The 20,367-nt window shown below is 62.8% G+C and carries 12 protein-coding genes; 11 read left to right on the top strand and 1 reads right to left on the bottom strand.

What is annotated here, in order from left to right:
- Window positions 1–33: 33 nt before the first annotated feature.
- Window positions 34–3,453, top strand: coding sequence for a GH92 family glycosyl hydrolase (locus AC1DMY_RS20355; protein WP_477166675.1), 3,420 nt, complete (start codon window positions 34–36; stop codon window positions 3,451–3,453).
- A 161-nt stretch (window positions 3,454–3,614) separates the two neighbouring features.
- A complete protein-coding gene (locus AC1DMY_RS20350) occupies window positions 3,615–6,437 on the top strand; it encodes a TonB-dependent receptor domain-containing protein (RefSeq protein WP_477166674.1) in 2,823 nt (940 codons plus the stop codon).
- A gap of 46 nt (window positions 6,438–6,483) precedes the next feature.
- Here the strand turns inward: AC1DMY_RS20350 and AC1DMY_RS20345 are convergent, their stop codons facing one another.
- Window positions 6,484–7,122, bottom strand: a complete 639-nt coding sequence (locus AC1DMY_RS20345; RefSeq protein WP_477166673.1) for a response regulator — start codon at window positions 7,120–7,122, stop codon at window positions 6,484–6,486.
- Window positions 7,123–7,602: 480 nt separating this feature from the next.
- Between AC1DMY_RS20345 and AC1DMY_RS20340 the strand changes: the two genes are divergently transcribed.
- The 9 genes from AC1DMY_RS20340 (at window position 7,603) to AC1DMY_RS20300 (ending at window position 20,304) form a co-directional block, all read left to right on the top strand.
- A complete protein-coding gene (locus tag AC1DMY_RS20340; protein ID WP_477166672.1) occupies window positions 7,603–7,932 on the top strand; it encodes a BON domain-containing protein in 330 nt (109 codons plus the stop codon).
- 87 nt (window positions 7,933–8,019) lie between these two features.
- Complete coding sequence (locus AC1DMY_RS20335) at window positions 8,020–10,380, top strand: phosphoketolase family protein (protein WP_477166671.1); 2,361 nt, start codon at window positions 8,020–8,022, stop codon at window positions 10,378–10,380.
- A complete protein-coding gene (locus AC1DMY_RS20330; protein WP_477166670.1) occupies window positions 10,377–11,456 on the top strand; it encodes an acetate/propionate family kinase in 1,080 nt (359 codons plus the stop codon). Before AC1DMY_RS20335 ends, AC1DMY_RS20330 begins: the two co-directional genes overlap by 4 nt.
- Window positions 11,457–11,636: 180 nt before the next feature.
- On the top strand, window positions 11,637–13,034 hold the full coding sequence (locus AC1DMY_RS20325) for an FAD-containing oxidoreductase (RefSeq protein WP_477166669.1): 1,398 nt from the start codon (window positions 11,637–11,639) through the stop codon (window positions 13,032–13,034).
- A gap of 287 nt (window positions 13,035–13,321) precedes the next feature.
- A complete protein-coding gene (locus AC1DMY_RS20320) occupies window positions 13,322–14,188 on the top strand; it encodes a GAF domain-containing protein (protein WP_477166668.1) in 867 nt (288 codons plus the stop codon).
- A 343-nt stretch (window positions 14,189–14,531) separates the two neighbouring features.
- Window positions 14,532–15,164 (top strand): fimbrial protein, encoded by a 633-nt coding sequence (locus AC1DMY_RS20315; protein ID WP_477166667.1) that lies wholly within the window; start codon window positions 14,532–14,534, stop codon window positions 15,162–15,164.
- 478 nt (window positions 15,165–15,642) lie between these two features.
- Window positions 15,643–16,236 (top strand): fimbrial protein, encoded by a 594-nt coding sequence (locus AC1DMY_RS20310; protein WP_477166666.1) that lies wholly within the window; start codon window positions 15,643–15,645, stop codon window positions 16,234–16,236.
- A 97-nt stretch (window positions 16,237–16,333) separates the two neighbouring features.
- Window positions 16,334–17,071 (top strand): fimbrial biogenesis chaperone, encoded by a 738-nt coding sequence (locus AC1DMY_RS20305; protein ID WP_477166665.1) that lies wholly within the window; start codon window positions 16,334–16,336, stop codon window positions 17,069–17,071.
- Between the two features lie 386 nt (window positions 17,072–17,457).
- Window positions 17,458–20,304 (top strand): fimbria/pilus outer membrane usher protein, encoded by a 2,847-nt coding sequence (locus tag AC1DMY_RS20300; protein ID WP_477166664.1) that lies wholly within the window; start codon window positions 17,458–17,460, stop codon window positions 20,302–20,304.
- The last annotated feature ends 63 nt before the right edge of the window (window positions 20,305–20,367 follow it).

The following is a 20,367-nucleotide window of genomic DNA, read 5'->3' as shown; positions in this document are numbered from 1 at the left end:
GATGTTGGGCGGACTGGATTGCGGAGAGCGTGGATGAATAAGCGGACGGCTATGCATGGCATCACGGTGGCGCAAGGCATGCGTCGCCAGGTGATGAGTCTCGCTGTCGCCTTGGGCCTTGCGTCAGTAGCGCACGCGGCGACGACGCCGCCCCAGGGCTTTGCCACCTCGTTCGAAACCGGCGACGCCCAACCCGATTCGGCCAGCGTCAAAGGCTGGCGCATGAGTGTGGTGTCCGGCCCCGGCAAGGAGGAATCCCTCACCTCCAAGCCGGGAGTCGGTTTCACCGGTACGCACAGCCTTCGTTATGACGCGGACGCGGTCAGCGACGCGCACGATCGGCGCACCGTGCTGTTTCACGCGAAGCAGCCCGTGACGGCGAACACGCATCTTTCCTATGTCGTGCTTCCCGCCGATCCGAGCGGAGAGGCGCGTGGCCTGGCGCAATACGTCGCGGTGGACCTGGTGTTCACCGACGGCACGCGGCTGTCCTCGCTGCAAGCCTACGATCAGCACCGCGTGCCCGCGAGCCCAGCCGCGCAGGGCGCTGCGCGCATGTTGCACGACAACCAGTGGAATGCGCTCGACATCAACGTGGGTGCGGTGGCTGCCGGCAAGACGGTGGCCGCGATCGAACTGGTGGAAGCGGCGCCCAAGGGTACGGCGGCCTTCCACGGATATATCGACGATATGCGCCTGGGCGATGTCGCCGCAGTGGCCGACGCGTCGCCAAACACGTATGTGGACACGCGTCGCGGCAGCAATGCGAACGCGCATTTCTCGCGCGGCAATAATTTTCCTGCGGTGGCATTGCCACACGGCTTCAATTTCTGGACGCCGACGACGCAGGCCGGCTCGGACTGGATTTACCAGTACCAGGATCGCAACGGCCCGGATAACCATCCCCGCATCCAGGCCTTTGCACTGAGCCACGAGCCCAGCCCGTGGATGGGCGATCGCCAGACTTTCCAGATCATGCCGGCGGCCGTGGCCAGCGGGGCGCCGCCTCTGGATCGCGACGCTCGCTCACTGAGCTTCACCCACGATCACGAAACCGCACGCGCCGATCTGTATCAGGTCACCTTCGACAACGGCATCAGCGCGGCGATGACGCCGACCAGTCATGCGGCCATGATGCGCTTCACCTTCAAGGGTGGTCGCTCGCAGCTGGTGTTCGATAACCGCAATGACAAGGCCGGGATCGAGCTCGATCCGCAGCACGGCAGCATCAGCGGTTATTCCGATGTGGCCAGCCATCTGTCCACGGGCGCGACGCGCTTGTTCTTCTTCGCCAGCTTCGACCGGCCCGTCACCGAGAGCGGCCGACTGAGCGCGCAGGGCCGCGATCACGTGGGCGCGTGGTTCGGCTTCGACACGGGCGCGGAAAAGACGGTGACGATGCGTATCGCCACCTCGCTGATCAGTCTGGAACAGGCCAAGTGCAATCTCGCCCAGGAGATTGCGGACAACGACACCTTCGACAGCGTGCAGGCACGTGCTGCGACGCGCTGGAACGAGATGCTCGGGCACATCGAGATTCCCGGCGCCGGCGCGTCCGACAAGGTGACGCTGTATTCCAACCTGTATCGCCTGTTCCTGTATCCGAACGAGGCGTACGAAAACGTCGGCACGGCGGCGAAGCCGGATTATCGCTACGCCAGCCCGTTCTCTGCCGCCACGGGTGCCAATACTCCGACGCAGACTGGCGCGCGCATCGTCGCTGGCAAGCCTTATGTCAACAACGGCCTGTGGGATACCTATCGCACGGCATGGCCGGCGTATGCGCTACTGACGCCAACACAAGCGGGCGAGATGATCGACGGCTTCGTGCAGCAGTATCGCGACGGCGGTTGGATCGCGCGCTGGTCATCGCCGGGTTACGCCGACCTGATGGTGGGCACGAGCGCCGATGTCGCGTTTGCGGATGCCTGGAACAAGGGCATCCGTAACTTCGACGTGCACTCGTTCTATCAAGCCGCCCTGAAGGATGCGACGGTCGTCAGCGAGATTCCCGGCGCCGGCCGCAAGGGCATCGAACGCTCGGTGTTCAAGGGTTATATCGACAACAGCACCGACGAAGGGCTGTCGTGGTCGATGGCCGGTTATCTCAACGACTTCGGCATCGGCGAGCTGGCGCAGACCTTGGCCGCCGGGCATGAGGCGAACGATCCCTATGCCGCGCACTATGCCGACGACGCCCGCTACTTCCACAGCCGCTCGCTGAACTTCGTGAACCTGTTCGACGCGGCAGTCGGCTTCTTCGTGGGCCGCAAGCCGGACGGTTCCTGGCGCACCGATGCCGAGCATTTCGATCCCAAGGCATGGGGCGGCGATTACACCGAAACCAATGCCTGGAACATGACCTTCGAAGGCGTGCAGGACGGGCAGGGGCTGGCCAATCTCTATGGCGGCCTCGATGGGCTGGCCAAGAAGCTCGACGCGTTCTTCGACGCCGGCACCGATTTCAACGTGGGCGAATACGGCGGGATCATCCACGAGATGCTCGAAGCGCGCGACGTGCGCATGGGCCAGTACGGCCACAGCAACCAGCCGTCGCACCACATCCTCTACATGTACGACCTGGTCGGCCAGCCGTGGAAGACGCAGGACAAGGTGCGCGATGCGCTGTCGCGCCTGTATATCGGCAGCGAGATCGGCCAGGGTTATCCGGGCGACGAAGACAACGGCGAGATGTCCGCATGGTGGGTGTTCAGTGCCGCGGGTTTCTATCCGCTGCGCATGGGTACGCCGACCTATGCGATTGGTGCGCCGTATTTCCCGCACATGATCATTCATCTGGATAACGGCAAGACCATCGATATCCGTGCGCCTGATGTGAGCGATCGAAATCGCTATATCCAGAGCATGACGCTCAACGGCAAGGCTTACGACCGTAGCTGGCTGGCGCATGCCGATCTGGCCAGCGGCGCGGTGCTGGACTTCCGCATGGGCGCGGCACCGTCCCAGTGGGGCAGTGCGGACGGCGACGCGCGACTGCCGTCGCAGACGTCGGGCTCGAAGGCGCCGGCGCCGCTGGTCGACTTTGCCGACAGCAAGGGGGCGCACGTCGTGGTCGCGGGCGACGACAGCGCAGCGCACGCGTTGAGCGACAACACGTCCGATACCGAAGCGTCGCTCAAGGGTTCGCAGCCCACCGTACAACTGGATCTCGACCAGCCGCGTGAAATTTCGATGTACACGCTGACGTCGTCGGCGAAGGCGGGTCGCGATCCGAAGAGTTGGAAGTTCGAAGGTTCAACCGATGGCGTTCACTGGGTCAGCCTGGATGAACGTCGCGGCGAAGCATTTCCATGGCGTCGACAGACGCGCGCATTCGGTGTGGCGCACCAGGGGACTTACGCGCACTACCGGTGGCGTGCGGAACATGTCGAAGCATCGCAAGGGGTTGCATTGTCAGAGGTGGAATGGCTTGGGTTAGCGCCTACGCCCTGAGTTGATCCAACAAGGAAAGGCCTGGCCCGCGGAAGGCGACCTTCTGCGGCATAGGGGAGTTTTTGTCTTCGTTTTGCCGTCGGCCAGAGACGGTGGCGAGGTTTGTCTTAGCAAGCCGTCTTAGAGGGGCGGTGAGCACATTCCGGGGAGAACCGCTGTTTATGAAAGCTCACGTAGTAAGTGCATTTGCAGTCAGTTTGCTGGCCTTGTCGATCGGACAGGCGCTGGCCGGGGACAACGATGTTGCAGCGCCAGCGCCGGCCGCACAGTCGACTTCGGCGCAGGACAACAGCACGCCGCCAGTCGCCACGGCCACCGATGAAAAGAAGACCAAGAAACTCGAAGCGGTGACGGTGACCGGCTCGCTGATTCCGCGCGCGCAGATCGAAGGGCCGTCGCCCATCACCACCATCACCGCCAAGGACATCGACCAGCAGGGCTTTACCGATACATTCGACGCGCTGCGTTCGCTGCCGATTGCCAACGGTTCCGTGCAGGACCCGCAGTTCACCGGCGGCTACACGCCAGGCGCCAAGACCGTCAGCCTGTTCGGCCTCAATCCCAGCTTCACCCTCACCCTGCTCAACGGCCGGCCGATGGCGAGCTATCCGCTCGCGTACAACGGCAACAACAACATCACCGACATCGCCAATATTCCGGTGGGCCTGATCGACCATATCGACGTGCTGACTGGTGGCCAGTCCTCGATCTATGGCTCGGCGGCGATCGCCGGCGTGGTCAACATCGTGATGAAGGATCACATCGACGGCACGCACGTCAGCTTCCGCTACGGCGACTACAGCGACGGCGGCGGCGCCAGCAAGCGCCTGCAGGTGAGCTCGGGCCACACCTGGGGCAATTTGGAACTGAGCGGCGGCCTGCAGCTGTCGCAGGAAAATCCGATCTGGGCCTATCAGCGCAGCTACATCGATTCCTATAACGACGATCCGACCGGCAAGCCCGGCGTGCCCTCGCGCACCTTCCTGCGCCTGGCCGAAGGCGACAATCCGCACTACGTCGATCCGGGCGCGGCCACCTGCGCGCCGCTGAGCTATCTGTACAACGGCACCACTGCGTACAGCTACCGCGCCGGCTCCAGCCTGGGCTATTACTGCGGCAGCCCGAACAACGTGAGCTATGCCACGCTGGCCAACAAGAGCACCGATGCGAACGGATCCCTGTTTGCGCGCTATCACCTCAACGACAGCACTGAGCTGTATGCGGACATGCTGTACAGCTACAGCAATCCGACCTACAACGGCGGCAGTCCGTTCTGGAACAACACGTTCTACAACAAGACCAGCGGCCAGTACGAGGAATGGCAGCGCATCTTTGCGCCCGAGGAAGTGGGCTCCGATGCGCAGGACCAGCACGTGTTCACCCGCACGTACAACGTGAGCCTCGGCGTGCGCGGCAGCATCGGCAACTCGAGCTGGAACTACGACGGCTACTACAACCGATCGCAGTCCAACGTGACGCGCAAGTCGACCGACTTCCTCGCCGCCAACGGCATCGACGATTACTACCTCGGGCCGCAGCTGGGCACCGACCCCAATGGCTACGCTATTTACGCGCCGAATTTAGATCGATTGTATCAACCGCTGACGCGTGCCCTGTACGATCAGTTCACTGCGCCCAACATCTCCCAGTCGATGGCCTGGACGCAGAACGAAACCCTCACCGCCAACACCACTTCGCTGTTCTCGCTGCCCGCGGGCGACGTGGGCTTCGCTGCCATCGTGCAGAACAGCAACGAGCGTTTCGACAACAGCTCGGCCAGCCCGGCAGCCGCCGAGGGCTACTATCGCGGCGTGACCGGCAGCACCACCGCATCGGGCAAGCGCAGCCAGTACGCCTTTGGTGGCGAGATGCGCATTCCCTTGTTTGAGACGCTGATCGCCAACGTGTCCTCGCGCTATGACAAGTACAGCTACGCGGGCACCGGCAACGGCAAGGCCACGTACAAGCTCGGCCTGGAATATCGCCCGATCGACACGCTGCTGCTGCGCGGCAGCTACGCCACGGCCTTCCGCGCACCGGACATGTTCTACCTGTTCTCCTCCCATAGCAGCGGCTATTCGCAGTCGACCGACTACTACAAGTGTCGCCAGGAGGGCTACAACTCGCAGAACTACGGCGATTGCGCGCAGTCGGGCACGTCGATGTTGGCGGTGTCGTCCGGCAACACCAACCTCAAGGACATCACGGCCAAGTCGTTCACCTATGGCTTCGTCTGGTCGACGGCGGACAACAACCTGAGCTGGTCGGTGGATTACAACGCCATTCGCATCTCCAACGAAGTGGTGACGCTGAGCAGCGACGAAATCCTGCAGCAGGAGGCCAACTGCCGCCTGGGCACGTCCGAGAATGGCGAGACCAAGTTCGACATCAACTCGCCGACCTGCCGCGAAGTGCTGGGTGAAGTGAAGCGCCTGCCGTCCACCGATCCGGTGAATCCGGGCGGCGTGTCGGAAGTGGATACCTATCCGATCAACGTGGCCACGGAATACCAGACCGGTATCCAGTCCAGCTTGAACTATCACTTCAAGACGTCGTCCATTGGCAGCTTCCTGTTTAGCCTGGACTACTACGACGAACTCAAGCACACCTATCAGGAAAAGGCCGGCGATCCGGTGACCAATTACCTGTGCTGCGCCAACTCGGACGAGTTCAAGAGCAGGGTCAGCGGCACGGCCACCTGGAATATCGGCAAGTGGAGCAGCACGCTCTATGGCATCCGCAATGGCCGTTCCTGGAACTCCATCGGCACCGAGAAGGACATCGGCCCGTGGATCACCTTCAACGGCAGCGTGAACTACAAGATCATGCCGAAGACGACGATCTCGCTGGTGGTCAACAATATCGCCAACAAGCGTCCGCCGACCGACACGACCAACGGCAACTGGCCGTACTACGACGTGACCCTGTACAACGCGCTGGGTCGCTCGGTGTATCTCGAAGTGGGGTATGACTTCGGCAAGTAAGCAAGAAGACCCGCCGAGCCTGGTGCTCGGCGGGTCGCTACGGAGCTCAACCTAGCCCGTGTTCGTGCGCGTAGTTGTACAGCTCAGGATCGTTGCGTATGCCGAGCTTGTGCATCGCGCTCATCTTCTGATGGCTGATGGTCTTGACGCTGCGTTCGCGCTTGGCGGCGATCTCCGAGATCGTGGAGCCCGCGACAAACAGCCGTAACACTTCGATTTCCTTTTCGGTCAGGGCGAGCAATCCGTCCTCGCGCACGCTTCCGGCGGAAAGGCCGAGCAGGCGCACCACCGACGCGCTCATATAGCCTTCGCCCGCCTTGATCGCGCGAATAGCGCTGGTGATGTCGTCGAGACGGTCCGATTTGCTGAGCAATGCTGCAACGCCCTTGGAACGGATGGCGTTTAGCAGGCCGGCGTTGGACAGCATGGTGAGCACGATGACCTGGATATCCGGCCAGCGGCCACGGATTTGTTCCAGCAGCTCCATGCCGTCATCGCCCGCAGGGCCCGGCATGCTGAAATCCGTGATGACGAGGTCGCAAGGTGTGTTCTGCAACGTCGCCAGGAGTTCCTGCGGCGAGTGTGCTTCGGCAACGACGTCCACGCCGGCGACTTTCTGGATTTCCGCGATGACGCTGACCCGAACGATCGGATGGTCATCGGCAACGATGGTACGCAGAGACATAAAAATACATTTCGCAGTGATGATCTTGCGATCACTTTAATTTGTGCGGCGCATGGTTCGGCGAAAGCCAGCCGCAAATCAGAGGACTCTCAGCGGAGGCTTCGGCGGCTGATCATCAACATGCATCGAGTGGCGGGAACAGGGCCGGTGATCGTGGTGAGTCCCGGCGCATCGTAGGCCTGATCAAGAAGTCGCCCGGGCGGGCGGTGGATACCTCCATCGGAGATCGGAATGTCAATCTCAGACTCATCCGATTTTCCTGTCAGCGAAATCCTGGGAATATGGCGGCCTGTCACGGGACGGACAGAACAAACAGGGATGTCCGACCGCCTCTCACGTAGGGGCGGTCTCTTTTCGCCTAGGCAGCCGGGCTGCGGCCATGTCGGGTCGGCTAGCCAAAGGCAAAATGCACGTGCGTTTCACGGCGTTCGACGATAAATAAAGTCGCAGATCAGGCCCGATACGCGACGAGGCAATCGTATGAAAGCTCATGTCATGGGGTGGTTGGTGATGCTCGCTGCCGGCCCGGCAATGGCTTTTCAGGCAGCAACCCCGCAGGAAGCGGCATCGCAAGTGCATAGTTCCGCCGACGCGCAACTGCAAGCCGCGGTGCGCAAGGCGCTGGCGAACGATGCGTCGCTTTCCGACGCGGGACACCGCGTGGAAGTGATCGTCTCCGATGGCGCCATCGTGCTGCGCGGCCCGGTCAAGAACGATACCGAGTCGTTGCGGGTCGAGACTGTCGCGCGGCAGGTCAACGGCGTCAAAGAAGTCACCAACGAGCTCGATGTGATGCCCAGGGCGCGCTGACGCACGCCCTGGCGGCCGATGACGGCCCCTGCACGCGGCGATTGGCACGATCCGGAGCCTTGAGTTCCGGACCCGAGGAAGCGCGCCATGCCGTCACTCGATCCCGTCCTGATGGACCGGATGCATCGCTATTGGAATGCAGCGAACTATCTCACCGTCGGCCAGATCTACCTGCGCGACAACCCCTTGCTGGAGGAGCCGCTGCGGCTGGAGCACGTCAAGCAGCGCCTGCTGGGCCACTGGGGCACCACCTCCGGGCTCAATTTCATCTACGTGCATCTGAACCGGCTCATCCGGCAGCACGATCTCAATATGATCTACGTGATCGGGCCGGGCCATGGCGGTCCCGGGCTGGTTGCCAACAGTTATCTGGAAGGCTCCTATACCGAGGTATATCCGCACGTCGGTCGCGATCGCGAAGGCATGCACCAGTTGTTCCGCCAATTTTCCTGGCCGTACGGCGTGCCCAGCCATGTGGCGCCCGAGACGCCGGGCTCGATCCACGAGGGCGGCGAGCTGGGCTACTCCTTGTCGCATGCGTATGGCGCGGCCTTCGATAACCCCGACTTGATCGTCACCTGCGTCGTCGGCGATGGCGAGGCGGAGACCGGGCCGCTCGCCACCAGCTGGCACTCCAATAAATTCCTCAATCCCGCGCGCGACGGCGCGGTGCTGCCGATCCTGCATTTGAATGGCTACAAGATCGCCAACCCCACGGTGCTGGCGCGCATCGGTGACCGCGAGCTGAAATATTTGCTGCAGGGTTACGGCCACGACCCGATTTTTGTCGAGGGCAGCGCTCCCGCGCTGATGCATGTCGCCTTTGCCGCCGCGATGGATGGCTGCTTATCGCGGATTCGTCGGATCCAGAGCCGCGCTCGCCGCGCCGGTGCCAGTGCCGCTGCGCGGCCGCGCTGGCCGATGATCGTGCTGCGCTCACCCAAGGGGTGGACGGGACCGGCCTATGTGGACGGCCTGCCGGTCGAGGGCACCTGGCGCGCTCATCAGGTGCCGCTGTCGGACATGGCCAAGCCCGGGCATCTGCAGATCCTCGAGCAGTGGATGCAGAGCTACGAACCGCGGGCGCTGTTCGATCGCAACGGCACGCTGATCGATGAATTGGCCGAACTGCCGCCCACCGGTCATCGGCGCATGAGCGCCAATCCGCACGCCAATGGCGGCAGCTTGCTCAAGCCGTTGCGCATGCCCAATTTCCGCGATCACGCGTTGAGCTTCGAACGACCCGGTGCGCTCAAGGCCGAGGCCACACGCAATCTCGGTCGTTGGCTGCGCGACGTCATGGCGCTCAATCGCGATACCGGCAACTTCCGCCTGTTCGGTCCGGACGAGACCGCCTCCAATCGGCTGGAAGCGGTTTACGAAGTCTCGCCAAAAGTATGGATGGCCGAGACCGTCGATACCGACATGAATCTGGCGCCCGATGGCCGCGTGATGGAAGTGCTCAGCGAGCATCAATGCCAGGGCTGGCTGGAAGGCTATCTGCTCACCGGCCGCCACGGTTTGTTCAACTGCTACGAGGCGTTCATCCACATCATCGACTCGATGTTCAACCAGCATGCCAAGTGGTTGAAGGTGACGCGCACCATGGCCTGGCGTCCGCCGATCGCCTCGCTCAATTACTTGCTCAGCTCGCATGTGTGGCACCAGGATCACAACGGCTTTTCACACCAGGATCCGGGTTTTATCGATCATGTGGCGAACAAGAAAGCGGAGATCGTACGCATCTACCTGCCGCCGGATGCCAACTGCCTGCTGTCGGTGGCAGATCACTGCCTGCGCAGCCGCCACTATGTGAACCTGATCATCTCCGGCAAGCAGCCGGACTGGCAGTGGCTGGATATCGAATCGGCCATCGCCCACTGCACGGCCGGCGCCGGCATCTGGCATTGGGCCGGCCACGGCGATGACGATCCGGACGTGGTGCTGGCCTGCGCCGGCGACGCGCCCACGGTGGAAACCTTGGCGGCAGTGATGCTGCTGCGCCAGCGCATCCCCGACTTGCGCATCCGCGTGGTCAACGTGGTCGACCTGCTGACGCTGCAGACCTCCGACGAGCATCCGCACGGCATGGATCACGACGAGTTCGATCGCTTGTTCACGCGCGACCGGCCGGTGATTTTCGCGTTCCATGGCTATCCGGGCATCATTCACAAGCTTACGTATCGGCGGCACAACCACGACAACATCCATGTGCGCGGCTACAAGGAAGAGGGAACCACCACCACGCCGTTCGACATGATGGTGCTCAACAACCTCGACCGCTTTCAGCTCGCCCTAGACGTTATAAATCGCGTGCCAAGACTCGAGCCCTTGCGCGCCGAAGCGGCACAGCGCTACTGGAGCGATATCGAACGTCATCGCCTCTATGTGAGTGAGCACGGTGTGGATCTGCCGGACATCCTCAACTGGCAATGGCAGCCTGCATGAAGGTATTGACCCTGAATGTCGGCTCCTCGTCGCTGAAGTTCGGCATCTATCAGGTGGACTCCAACGGGCCGCAAGCAATCGCAGTAGGTGAGATCGATACCCGGGGCGAGCGCCGGCAGCTGCACTATCACGATGCATCTGGCTTGGTGGAGCAGGAACTAGTGGGTGAGGGCGACGAAGCGGCGCTGGATGCGCTGCGGAAACTCGCGCGCATCACGACAATCGATGCGGTCGCTCACCGCATCGTGCACGGCGGTCCATGGCTGCGGGAGCACTGCCTGATCGATGACGCCGTGATCGCGAAGATCGAAGCCGCTGCCAGCTTTGCGCCGCTGCATGTTCCCGCGGCGCTTGCATGGGTCAGGCATGCGGCGAAGGTGTTGCCGCAGGCCCCGCAAGTCGCCTGCTTCGATACCGCCTTTCATCGCGGCCTGCCCGATACCGCACGGATCCTGCCATTGCCGCATGCCTTGCTGGCCAAGGGCGTGCAGCGGTATGGCTTTCACGGCCTTTCGTGCGAGTCGATCCTGGCGCAGCTGGAGCCGGTGCCTGCCCGGCTGATCATCGCCCATCTTGGCAGTGGCGCCAGCCTCACCGCCGTGCGCGATGGCCATTCCGTCGACACCAGCATGGGCATGACGCCGACCGGCGGTATCCTTATGGGGACGCGCCCCGGCGATCTTGATCCCGGAGTGATGCTATTTCTGTTGCGCGAGGGACAGACCAGCCCGAGCGAACTGGACGATCTGCTGGAACACCGCTCGGGTCTCCGCGGCATCTCGGACCTCAGTGCCGACGTGCGCGAACTGCGCGGTGCCAAGAATCATCCGCTTGCCGCACTGGCGCTGGAGCAGTTTGCCTTGTCGGTGGCGCGGCAGGCAGCAGGCATGGCGATCGTGCTGGGAGGCGTCGATCTGCTGATCTTTACCGGAGGCATCGGAGAGCACGACGAGCCGACGCGCGACAGCGTCAAGGCCTATCTCGCGCCGTGCTTTCCATCACTACAGACGCGTGTGCTGCCGGCGCAAGAGAACCGCATCATGGCGAGCCACGCCGCCCGCCTGGCGGTGCACTGAATTCTTTGCCCGTCATCCCTGCGAAAGCAGGGATCCAGCGACTTTCGTGCCACCAGGAGAAAAGGCACTGGATCCCTGCTTTCGCAGGGATGACGAGCCTTTTCCCGTTCCATCGTTGACGCGGCCTTACGCGTCACGGTGCCACGCTAACGTTTTTCGAGATCCCCTTGGGCAGCCACGATGAGCAAGCGATTCGATGCCGTAGTAATCGGGGCAGGGCAGGCCGGCCCGTCGCTGGCTGGCCGCCTGGGCGCGGCCGGGCGCAAGGTGGCCCTGATCGAGCGCAAGTTGATGGGCGGTACCTGCGTCAACACCGGCTGCATTCCCACCAAGGCCATGGTGGCCAGCGCAGAGGTGGCCCATATGGGACGCCGCGCCGCGGACTATGGCGTGGGCACCGGCGACATCACGGTAGACATGACCCAGGTTTGGAAGCGTACGCAGGGCATTTCCGGACGCTCTCGCGAAAACGTCGAGAACTGGGTGGCTGGCATGGCCAACGTCACCTTGTTTCGCGGCCATGCCAAGTTCGAATCACCTCACACGCTGCGCGTTGGCGATGAGTTGATCGAGGCCGATCAGTTCTTCATCAACGTGGGCGGCCGTGCGGTCGAACCGGACTTTCCCGGCGTGGGCACGGTGCCGTACCTCACCAATGTCGGCATCCTCGAACTGCAGGAACTGCCCAGGCACCTGGTGATCGTGGGTGGCAGCTATATCGGTCTGGAATTCGGCCAGATGTTCCGCCGCTTCGGCGCCGAGGTCAGCATCGTGGAGCGCAGCCAGCGCCTGTTGCCGCGCGAAGATCCGGATGTCTCCGCCGCCGTGGTGGACATCCTCGAGCGCGAAGGCATCACGCTGCATCTCGGTGCGGAGTGCATCGAGCTGGAGGGCTCGGCGGGCGAGATCTGCGTGATCGCCGAGTGCGCCGAGCCACGCATGAAGGTGCATGGCACGCATCTGCTGCTCGCCGTGGGCCGCCGTCCGAATACCGATGATCTCGGCCTGGACCGTGCTGGCGTCAAGCTGGACAAGAACGGCTACATCGTGGTCGACGATCAGTGCCGCACCAATGTCGACGGCATCTGGGCCATGGGCGATTGCAACGGACGCGGCGCCTTTACCCACACCTCGTACAACGACTACGAGATCGTCGCCGCCAACGTGCTGGACAACGAGCCCCGCCGCATCTCCGATCGCATCCCCGCCTATGCGCTCTACATCGACCCGCCCCTGGGAAGAATTGGCCTCACCGAAACCGAGGCCCTGCAGAAGGGCCATGACGTGCAGGTCGGCGTGCGACCGATGACGCGCGTCGGTCGCGCCATCGAGCGAGGCGAGACGCTGGGCTTCATGAAGGTCATCGTCGATGGACAAAGCGAACGCCTGCTGGGCGCCGCCATCCTCGGCGCCAGTGGCGACGAGGCGATCCACTGCCTTCTGGACGTGATGTACGCCGATGCGCCCTATCGGACTGTAACGCACGCGGTACACATCCACCCCACCATCAGCGAGCTGCTGCCGACCACGTTGCAGGACTTGCATCGGGTGGCGGCGCCGGTAGCTGCAGCCTCTTAGGTGCCCATATCGCACGCCCCATGACCGACGCGCCGCGTCGCCTTTCGCTCGTCATGCCTGCAAAAGCAGGGATCCAGCGCCTTGGCTTTTCGTGGCCCCAAAGACACCGGATGACTCGCTGCGCTGACCCCTTCGGGGCCGCTGCGGGCGTTCTACGCGCTTCGCGCTTATTCTGCTTTCGCAGGGATGACGGATAGCAGGGGTATTACACCTTAGTAGGGCGTCACACCAGCATCACATGGCGCATACTTCCCCCGGGGCGGTACCTACGGGGAATCAGCGACGTCATGGCATCACAGGACGCTTCCGAGTACGTGTGGCCGCCGACCGTGGCGGGATTCGATATGCCGGCGCCTTGCGTCGATGGCGAGGGCAGGGCCGAGCCCCTCATGCTCGCCTTCCTCAGCGCACGACCCGATCACTACTGGATCGAAGCCTTCGCTGCCGAAGTCGATGAGTTCAAGGCGCAGCACCAACTGCATGATGTGCGCATCGATGCGCGCCAGCTGGTCGTGACCGGCCCCGCCACGCAGCTGCGCAGTGTGGCCACCGATCTGCGCGACTTCGTGCATCGCGTGTCGCGCCTCAGCCTGCAGCGCCGCATGCGTGAGCGCCTGGCACCCGGCTCCAGCCTGGCTAAAGGAGAAAACGCGACAACCAATCGCGATGTCGCCCTGATAGCCCGCATGCCCGGCGTAGCAGCCATCCTCGAAGCGGTGTCGCGCGAGACCAGCATGCGCTTCGTCACCGTGGCCAAGGTATCGGACACGCGATGGACGGCATGCGCGGTGTACGACGCGATCCAATTCGGATTGCGGGCAGGGCAGGACCTGGTGCTGGAAACCACCATCTGCAACGACATCCGCCAGCATGGTCAAACGGTGACGTTCAACCATGCGAGCACGCACCCGGTGTTTTCGAGCCATCCCACGCCGGCGCTGTATGGCTTCGAGAGTTACATCGCAGTGCCGATCTATCGCGCCTACGGACAATTCTTCGGAACCTTGTGCGCCGTCGACCCGCAACCGCGGCAACTCGATACCGCCACCATACAGACGGTGGAAAAATTCGCACGCGCCATTGGCATGGAGATCGACACGCAGCTGCGCCTAGTCGAGAGCGCGCTGGATCAGGCCGTCGCCCGCAACGAGTGAAGCTTCACGGCCAGCCATCCACTGCACTTCAGCGTGTAGTACTTGCACCACGCAACGCCTTCCATGAGCCTCGATTTCCATCAGAAAGGCTTGCCTGGCACGCACATCAAAGCCGATGAGGCTGTAGTTGCTCTTCGATTCGCGAGCCACCCGATGATGCGCCACCCTTTGTGTGGCGTGCTTGCCGCTTCCTATCCTTGGCGTCTTCTATGGATCGTGCCAGAAGCGGCCTAAGACCCTTCTCGTTGCAAATATCGAGTCCGCTGCGACGATGACGTGCGGTCGTCATCACGACACGGCGTTCGGTGTCGTCGCGGCGTGTGCGCAACGGCGATCGGCCTGGATGAAAAACTCACTCGTAAGGAAACCATCGATGCAACGGACCCTCTTTTCTGCCGCCTTGGCGGCTGCGCTGAGTCTTGCAGCGCTCGCTCCCCAGAACTCCCACGCTGAGGACGGCACCGTCAACTATAACGGCGCGGTGACCGACACCACCTGCACGGTGACCGGCGGCGGCGCAGCGACCGGCACGGGCGACGTCACCGTCCAGTTGCCTGATGTTTCCCGCAGCACCCTGGCAATGGCGGGGTCGACCGCGGGCCAGACGCCTTTCTCGTTGATACTTGGCGGCGGCGCCCGGTGCACCAACGGAAAAACGGCTGCACTGTGGATTGAAACAACGCAGACGCCGGCACTGGATACTGCCACCGGCGCATTGCGCAACCAGGCATCTGGCGGAGCGACCAACGTGCAAGTGCAGCTGATCAATCCCGTCAACGATCAGCCGATCAACCTTGCCGTGAATGCCGCCGTCACCAGCGGGGCCACGCTCATCGCAGGAAGCAACCAGCCTGCAGCGACCATTGCAGGCAACACGGCCACGCTGAACTACGCCGCGCAGTACCTTGCTACCAATACGGGCGCCACGTCCGGTTTGGTCACGACCTACCTGACCTACTCGATGCAGTACAACTAAGGCACAAAGCCTGTCTTCACTCGGCGCATCCGCGTCATACGAATGGGACGGAAGAAGGGGCCGCCAAGAGCCCCTTCATCTGCAAGAGCTGAGCGTTCCTCTCGAACCCGCTTGCTTCCAGTCGATGCTTCGTACCCGACGTGCAACGCGAGCCAGCGTTGAATGGCGGTCAGTTCGGCTGTCGATGCCTTCACGAGCAGCGCGCATCTACTTGTATCCACGCACGCGAAGGCACGTTTCCTCCAGCACGGCACTGCACACGGAAGGGCGATGGGTCATTGGCTTGTGTCAGCGCGCAACGCTTTTTGAGAGTGCTCTGATGTTTTCCCCAAGCTGTCATCAGGATCATACGCAGGTCGAACAAGGCCCCCCCTGTCGACGAGTTGCCTCACCCCAGCCGGGGATATCGGATCGCGAGGCCATCCCCAACCTTCCAGCCGATCCCTGGAAAGACGACTTTTAAACCTAGGAACTATTTATGAAGAAGACTCTTTTCTCCGCCGCTCTGGCTCTGGCGTTTGGCCTCGTCGCTGTGCAGGCTTCCGCTGCTGACGGCACCATCACGTTCAACGGCCAGATCACCGACACCACCTGCACCATCACCGGCGGCGGCGCTGCCACCGGCACGGGCAACATCACCGTGACCCTGCCGACCGTCAGCACCTCGGCCCTGGCTGCCGACGGCAAGACCGCTGGCGACACCAACTTCTCGCTGATCCTCGGCGGTGGCACCAACTGCACCAACGGCAAGACGGCTGCTCTGTGGGTCGAAACCACTGCCACGCCGGCTCTGGACACCGCCACGGGCGCGCTGAAGAACCAGGCTGCTGGTGGCGCCACCAACGTGCAGGTCCGCATGGTGAACCCGGCCAACAACCAGCCGATCAACCTGGGCATCAACGCCGCCGTGACCAACGGCGCCACGCTGATCGCCGCCAGCAACCAGCCGGCCGCCACCATCGCCGGCAACACCGCGACCCTGAACTACGTGGGCCAGTACCTCGCCAAGGGTGGCGCGTCCACCGCCGGTGCGGTCACCACGTACCTGACGTACTCGATGCAGTACAACTGATCGCTCTTTAGGGCCTTCAGGAGCAAGGCCGGTTCGCCGGCCTTGCTCAACCCGATCCGGGTCAATGTTGTTCGTCTCCAGCCTAGAGAGCAGTGATATGAAAGTCTTCAGCCGCGCCTTGTGCGCCGTGACCGTCATCGCCGCGAGCCTCAGCTCCGCCTATGCCGGCGTCACCATCAACGCTACGCGTGTGGTGTATCCCGCCAATGAGCGCGAGGTTTCGTTGAGCATGGTCAATGATGGCAAGGAAGCACGTCTCATCCAGGCATGGATCGATACCGGCGACGCCAGCGAGCGGGCCGAAACCAGTAAAGCGCCGTTTGTGATCACGCCGCCGATGTCGCGCGTCGATCCCGGCAAGGGCCAGACCCTGCGTCTCATGTTTACCGGTGCGGGCAATCTCCCGCAGGATCGAGAAACAGTGTTCTGGCTCAATGTTCTCGAGATTCCGCCCAAGCCCAAGGCTGGCACGGAAGCAGCGGACAACTTCATGCAGCTTGCGGTGCGTTCGCGTCTCAAGTTGTTCTACCGTCCCAAGGGCCTGCAGGGCACGGCGGACGAAGCGGTGGATCAGACCCATTGGCGGCTGGTGTCCAACGGCAAGGGATACGACGTGGAATGCACCAACGACACGCCGTACAGCGTCTCCTTCAGCGATGTTTCTTTCAAGGGCGCGCCGGAAGAGCCTTCCGTCAGCAAGGGTGGCATGTGTCCGGCCAAGGGCAAAGGCACGTTCCCGATCTCGGGCACGCCGGATGCCGGTGGAAAGCTCGTGGTCACGGCCATCAACGATTTTGGTGGTTTCAACCCGCACGAGATCAGCTACACGCGCTGATCACTGGCGCGAAAACGGCGCACTTCCCGCCATGGAGGAAGAGCTCGGCAAGGACGCGACCGCGCCATTCGTCGATTGAGCGAATGGAGGGCAGGGCGCGGCGTCGGTCGGGTCGTCTTTCATTGAGACGATTCTGAAGGCTCTGAAAAGTGGTGGTTTTTAAGACGGCTCTTATGTTTCAGAGGCAGCCGCGGCGCGATCCTAATCAGGTCGGGAAACACAGCAAAACACCTCCGACGCTGATCTAGCGCGACGCACCAACCGAGCATCAAGAGCTAACTCCAGCAAGCCGCCCGCCAGGGCATTGCCCCTCAAGACTGTTTACCGGCGCCGCAACCGTGGCTCGTCCGGCGGGGAGTCTTTGTCCCAAAAACCCGGTGACATCCATGAACGCGACGAGCATCACTTCCATGTATTCCATGCACTCGACGGAAGCCACTACGTGCCACACGCCGCGCCCACGCTTTCTGAGCTGGTCGGTGATGTTGGCGTTGGGCTTGGCACCGGCAGCTCTGCTGGCCGCGCCGGCTGCAGCTGTCGCGCCTGCCGCCGATCCGGGTGCCGTGGAATTCAGCAGCGCCTTTACCGCCTCCAGTCAGACGGTGGACGTATCGCGTTTCGAAAAGGGCAACCCGGTGCTGCCTGGCAGCTACAACGTCGACGTGTTCGTCAACGACGGTCGCGTCGCGCGCAAGAACATCCAGTTCCACGCGGTAGATGGCAGCCAGGTCGCGCAGCCGTGCTTCGACTACGCCACGCTCGTGCAGATGGGTGTGGACGTGAGTGCGCTCGATCAGAAGGTGGTCAATCCGCAGAACGTCTGCGTGTCGATTCGCGACATCAGCGCCGATGCCAACGTGACCATGGACGTGGGCCAGCTGCGCCTTGACGCGTCCATTCCGCAGGAATCGCTCAAGCGCCAGGCGCGCGGTTACGTGAGCCCGGAGCTGTGGGACCAGGGCGAAACCGCCTTGCTGGTCGGCTACAACTTCAACGCCTACTCGCTCAACCAGAACTATTCCGGCCCGCGCAATCCCGGCTTCGGTAGCGCCCTGGCCGAGGATGGCAGCCTGGTGCAAGTGCAGGGCAATCAGTATTACGTGCCGGGTCCCGGCGGCTCGTACACGGCCGCGCCTTCGGGCAACTACATGCTCAACGCCGCTGGCCAGTACGTGCCGGTGCAGCGCGGCTCGTTTGCGCCTGCGCAGTCGGCCGGCAACAGTTCCAGCGACATCAATGCCTATCTCGGCCTCAATCTAGGCCTGAATGTGGCCGGCTGGCGTATCCGCAGTCAGGAAAACGTGCAGTGGGATGAGCGCACGGGCCAAAAGCACTGGACCAACGTCAACACCACCGCCACCCACGACATTACGAAGTGGAAGGCGCAGATCACCCTGGGCGACAGCTACACCCAGGGCATCGTGTTCGACACCACGCCGTTCCGCGGCGTGACCGTGTACAGCGATGACCGCATGCTGCCCGATTCGCAGCAGGGCTACGCCCCGACCGTGCGCGGCACTGCCAATACGCAGGCTCGCGTGGAAGTGCGCCAGAACGGCAACCTGCTGTACCAGACCACGGTGGCCCCGGGCCCGTTCGTGGTCAACGATCTGTATGCCACCGGTTACGGCGGCGACCTCACCGTGAGCGTGTTCGAAGCCGATGGCAGCGTGCACAGCTTCGTGGTGCCGTATTCCGCCGTGCCGATGTTGCTGCGCCCGGGCGTGGGCCGCTGGGCGGTGACGGACGGCCAGGTGCGCAACGACGCGCTGCGCAACGACAAGCCGTACTTCGTCGAAGGCACCTACCAGCGCGGCATCAACAACTGGCTGACGGTTTATGGTGGCGTGCAGTCCACCTACCGCGATCTGTACCACTCTTACCTGGGTGGCGCGGCGGTCAATACCTCCATTGGCGCGTTTGCGCTGGACGTCACCAATTCGCACACCACCTTCAAGGGCACCCAGTCGCTCTCGGGTTACAGCTACCGCGCGTCGTATTCGAAGGCGATTCCCACCTCGGGGACGACGTTTGCGCTGGCTTCGTATCGCTACTCCAACGGCAACTACCTGTCGCTGAGTGATGCCGTGCTCACGCAGGACATGATGACGTCCATGCATACCACCAGCATGGACGTGGTCAACACGATGCGGCAGAAACAGCGCCTCAACGTCACCATCAACCAGGACTTTGGCGGCAAGTACGGCCAGCTGTACTTCAATGGTTCGCGCAACACCTACTGGAATGGCATGACCGATGCCACGACGTACCAGATGGGTTACAGCAACAGCTACAAGCGCGTGAACTTTGGCATTACCGCCAGCCGCACCTACTCGGCTGGACCGATGTACAACGGCTCGCACTACGACAACCAGTTCGGCCTGAACGTGTCGATTCCGCTGGGTGGTCCGTCCTCGCGCAACGCGCCGCAGCTGTCGTTCAACGCCACCCACGACGATGTCATGGGCGACAACGGCCGCGTCGGCGTCACTGGCACCTTCGGCAAGAACAGCGAGTTCAACTACGGCGGCAGCGCCACCTACAGCGACTACAACAACGGCGGTTCGCAGGCCTCCGCCAGCGGCACGCTGGGCTGGCAGGCGCCGTACGCCAATCTCAACGGCAGCTACTCGTACTCGAGCAACTATCAGCAGGCCTCGGTCAGCGCGGCCGGTGGTGCTGTGGTGCATCCGGGTGGCATCACGCTGTCGCCGCAGCTGGATCTCAACAGCCCGATCGCCATCATCAGCGCGCCGGGCGCCAAGGGTGCGCGCATCACCAGCAGCGGCCTGACCACGGTCGATGGTCGCGGCTACGCAGTGGCCACCAACTTGGTGCCGTACCGGATGAATGACGTAACGCTGGATCCGGCTGGCACGTCCAGCGACGTGGAACTGCAGACCACGCGTCTGCAGACGGCGCCGCGCGCAGGCGCGGTGATCCCGCTGAAGTTCGAAACGGCCAGCGGTCGCGCCGTGCTGATTCATGCGACGCAGCCCAATGGCGACGCGATTCCGTTTGGCGCGGATGTGCTGGATGCCAACGGACAGAGCATTGGCGTAGTTGGCCAGGGTGGCCAGTTGTTCGTGCGTGGCGCAGAGGAAGGCGGCACGTTGCAGGTGCGTTGGGGCGATGGCGAGACCAAGCAGTGCAAGGTCAGCTACCAGTTGCCGGCGCGCGATAAGGACGCAAAGTCGACCGTCATCGATGGCATTGAGTCGCGATGCCAGTAATCGAGGGCGAGCCTCACGGCGAGCCGCAGTCATTGCGCACTATTCACGTCATCACCCCAAATC

This window comes from Dyella sp. 01L423 (assembly GCF_056399945.1).
The sequence above is the reverse complement of the archived record's forward strand: the minus strand, read 5'-3'. Positions and strand labels throughout refer to the sequence as shown.

Bases quoted from the DNA above. Each gene is read 5' to 3' on its own strand.
- AC1DMY_RS20355 (WP_477166675.1), top strand. From the start codon at position 34: ATGAATAAGCGGACGGCTATGCATGGCATCACGGTGGCGCAAGGCATG.
- AC1DMY_RS20350 (WP_477166674.1), top strand. From the start codon at position 3,615: ATGAAAGCTCACGTAGTAAGTGCATTTGCAGTCAGTTTGCTGGCCTTG.
- AC1DMY_RS20345 (WP_477166673.1), bottom strand. From the start codon at position 7,122: ATGTCTCTGCGTACCATCGTTGCCGATGACCATCCGATCGTTCGGGTC.
- AC1DMY_RS20340 (WP_477166672.1), top strand. From the start codon at position 7,603: ATGAAAGCTCATGTCATGGGGTGGTTGGTGATGCTCGCTGCCGGCCCG.
- AC1DMY_RS20335 (WP_477166671.1), top strand. From the start codon at position 8,020: ATGCCGTCACTCGATCCCGTCCTGATGGACCGGATGCATCGCTATTGG.
- AC1DMY_RS20330 (WP_477166670.1), top strand. From the start codon at position 10,377: ATGAAGGTATTGACCCTGAATGTCGGCTCCTCGTCGCTGAAGTTCGGC.
- AC1DMY_RS20325 (WP_477166669.1), top strand. From the start codon at position 11,637: ATGAGCAAGCGATTCGATGCCGTAGTAATCGGGGCAGGGCAGGCCGGC.
- AC1DMY_RS20320 (WP_477166668.1), top strand. From the start codon at position 13,322: ATGGCATCACAGGACGCTTCCGAGTACGTGTGGCCGCCGACCGTGGCG.
- AC1DMY_RS20315 (WP_477166667.1), top strand. From the start codon at position 14,532: ATGAAAAACTCACTCGTAAGGAAACCATCGATGCAACGGACCCTCTTT.
- AC1DMY_RS20310 (WP_477166666.1), top strand. From the start codon at position 15,643: ATGAAGAAGACTCTTTTCTCCGCCGCTCTGGCTCTGGCGTTTGGCCTC.
- AC1DMY_RS20305 (WP_477166665.1), top strand. From the start codon at position 16,334: ATGAAAGTCTTCAGCCGCGCCTTGTGCGCCGTGACCGTCATCGCCGCG.
- AC1DMY_RS20300 (WP_477166664.1), top strand. From the start codon at position 17,458: ATGAACGCGACGAGCATCACTTCCATGTATTCCATGCACTCGACGGAA.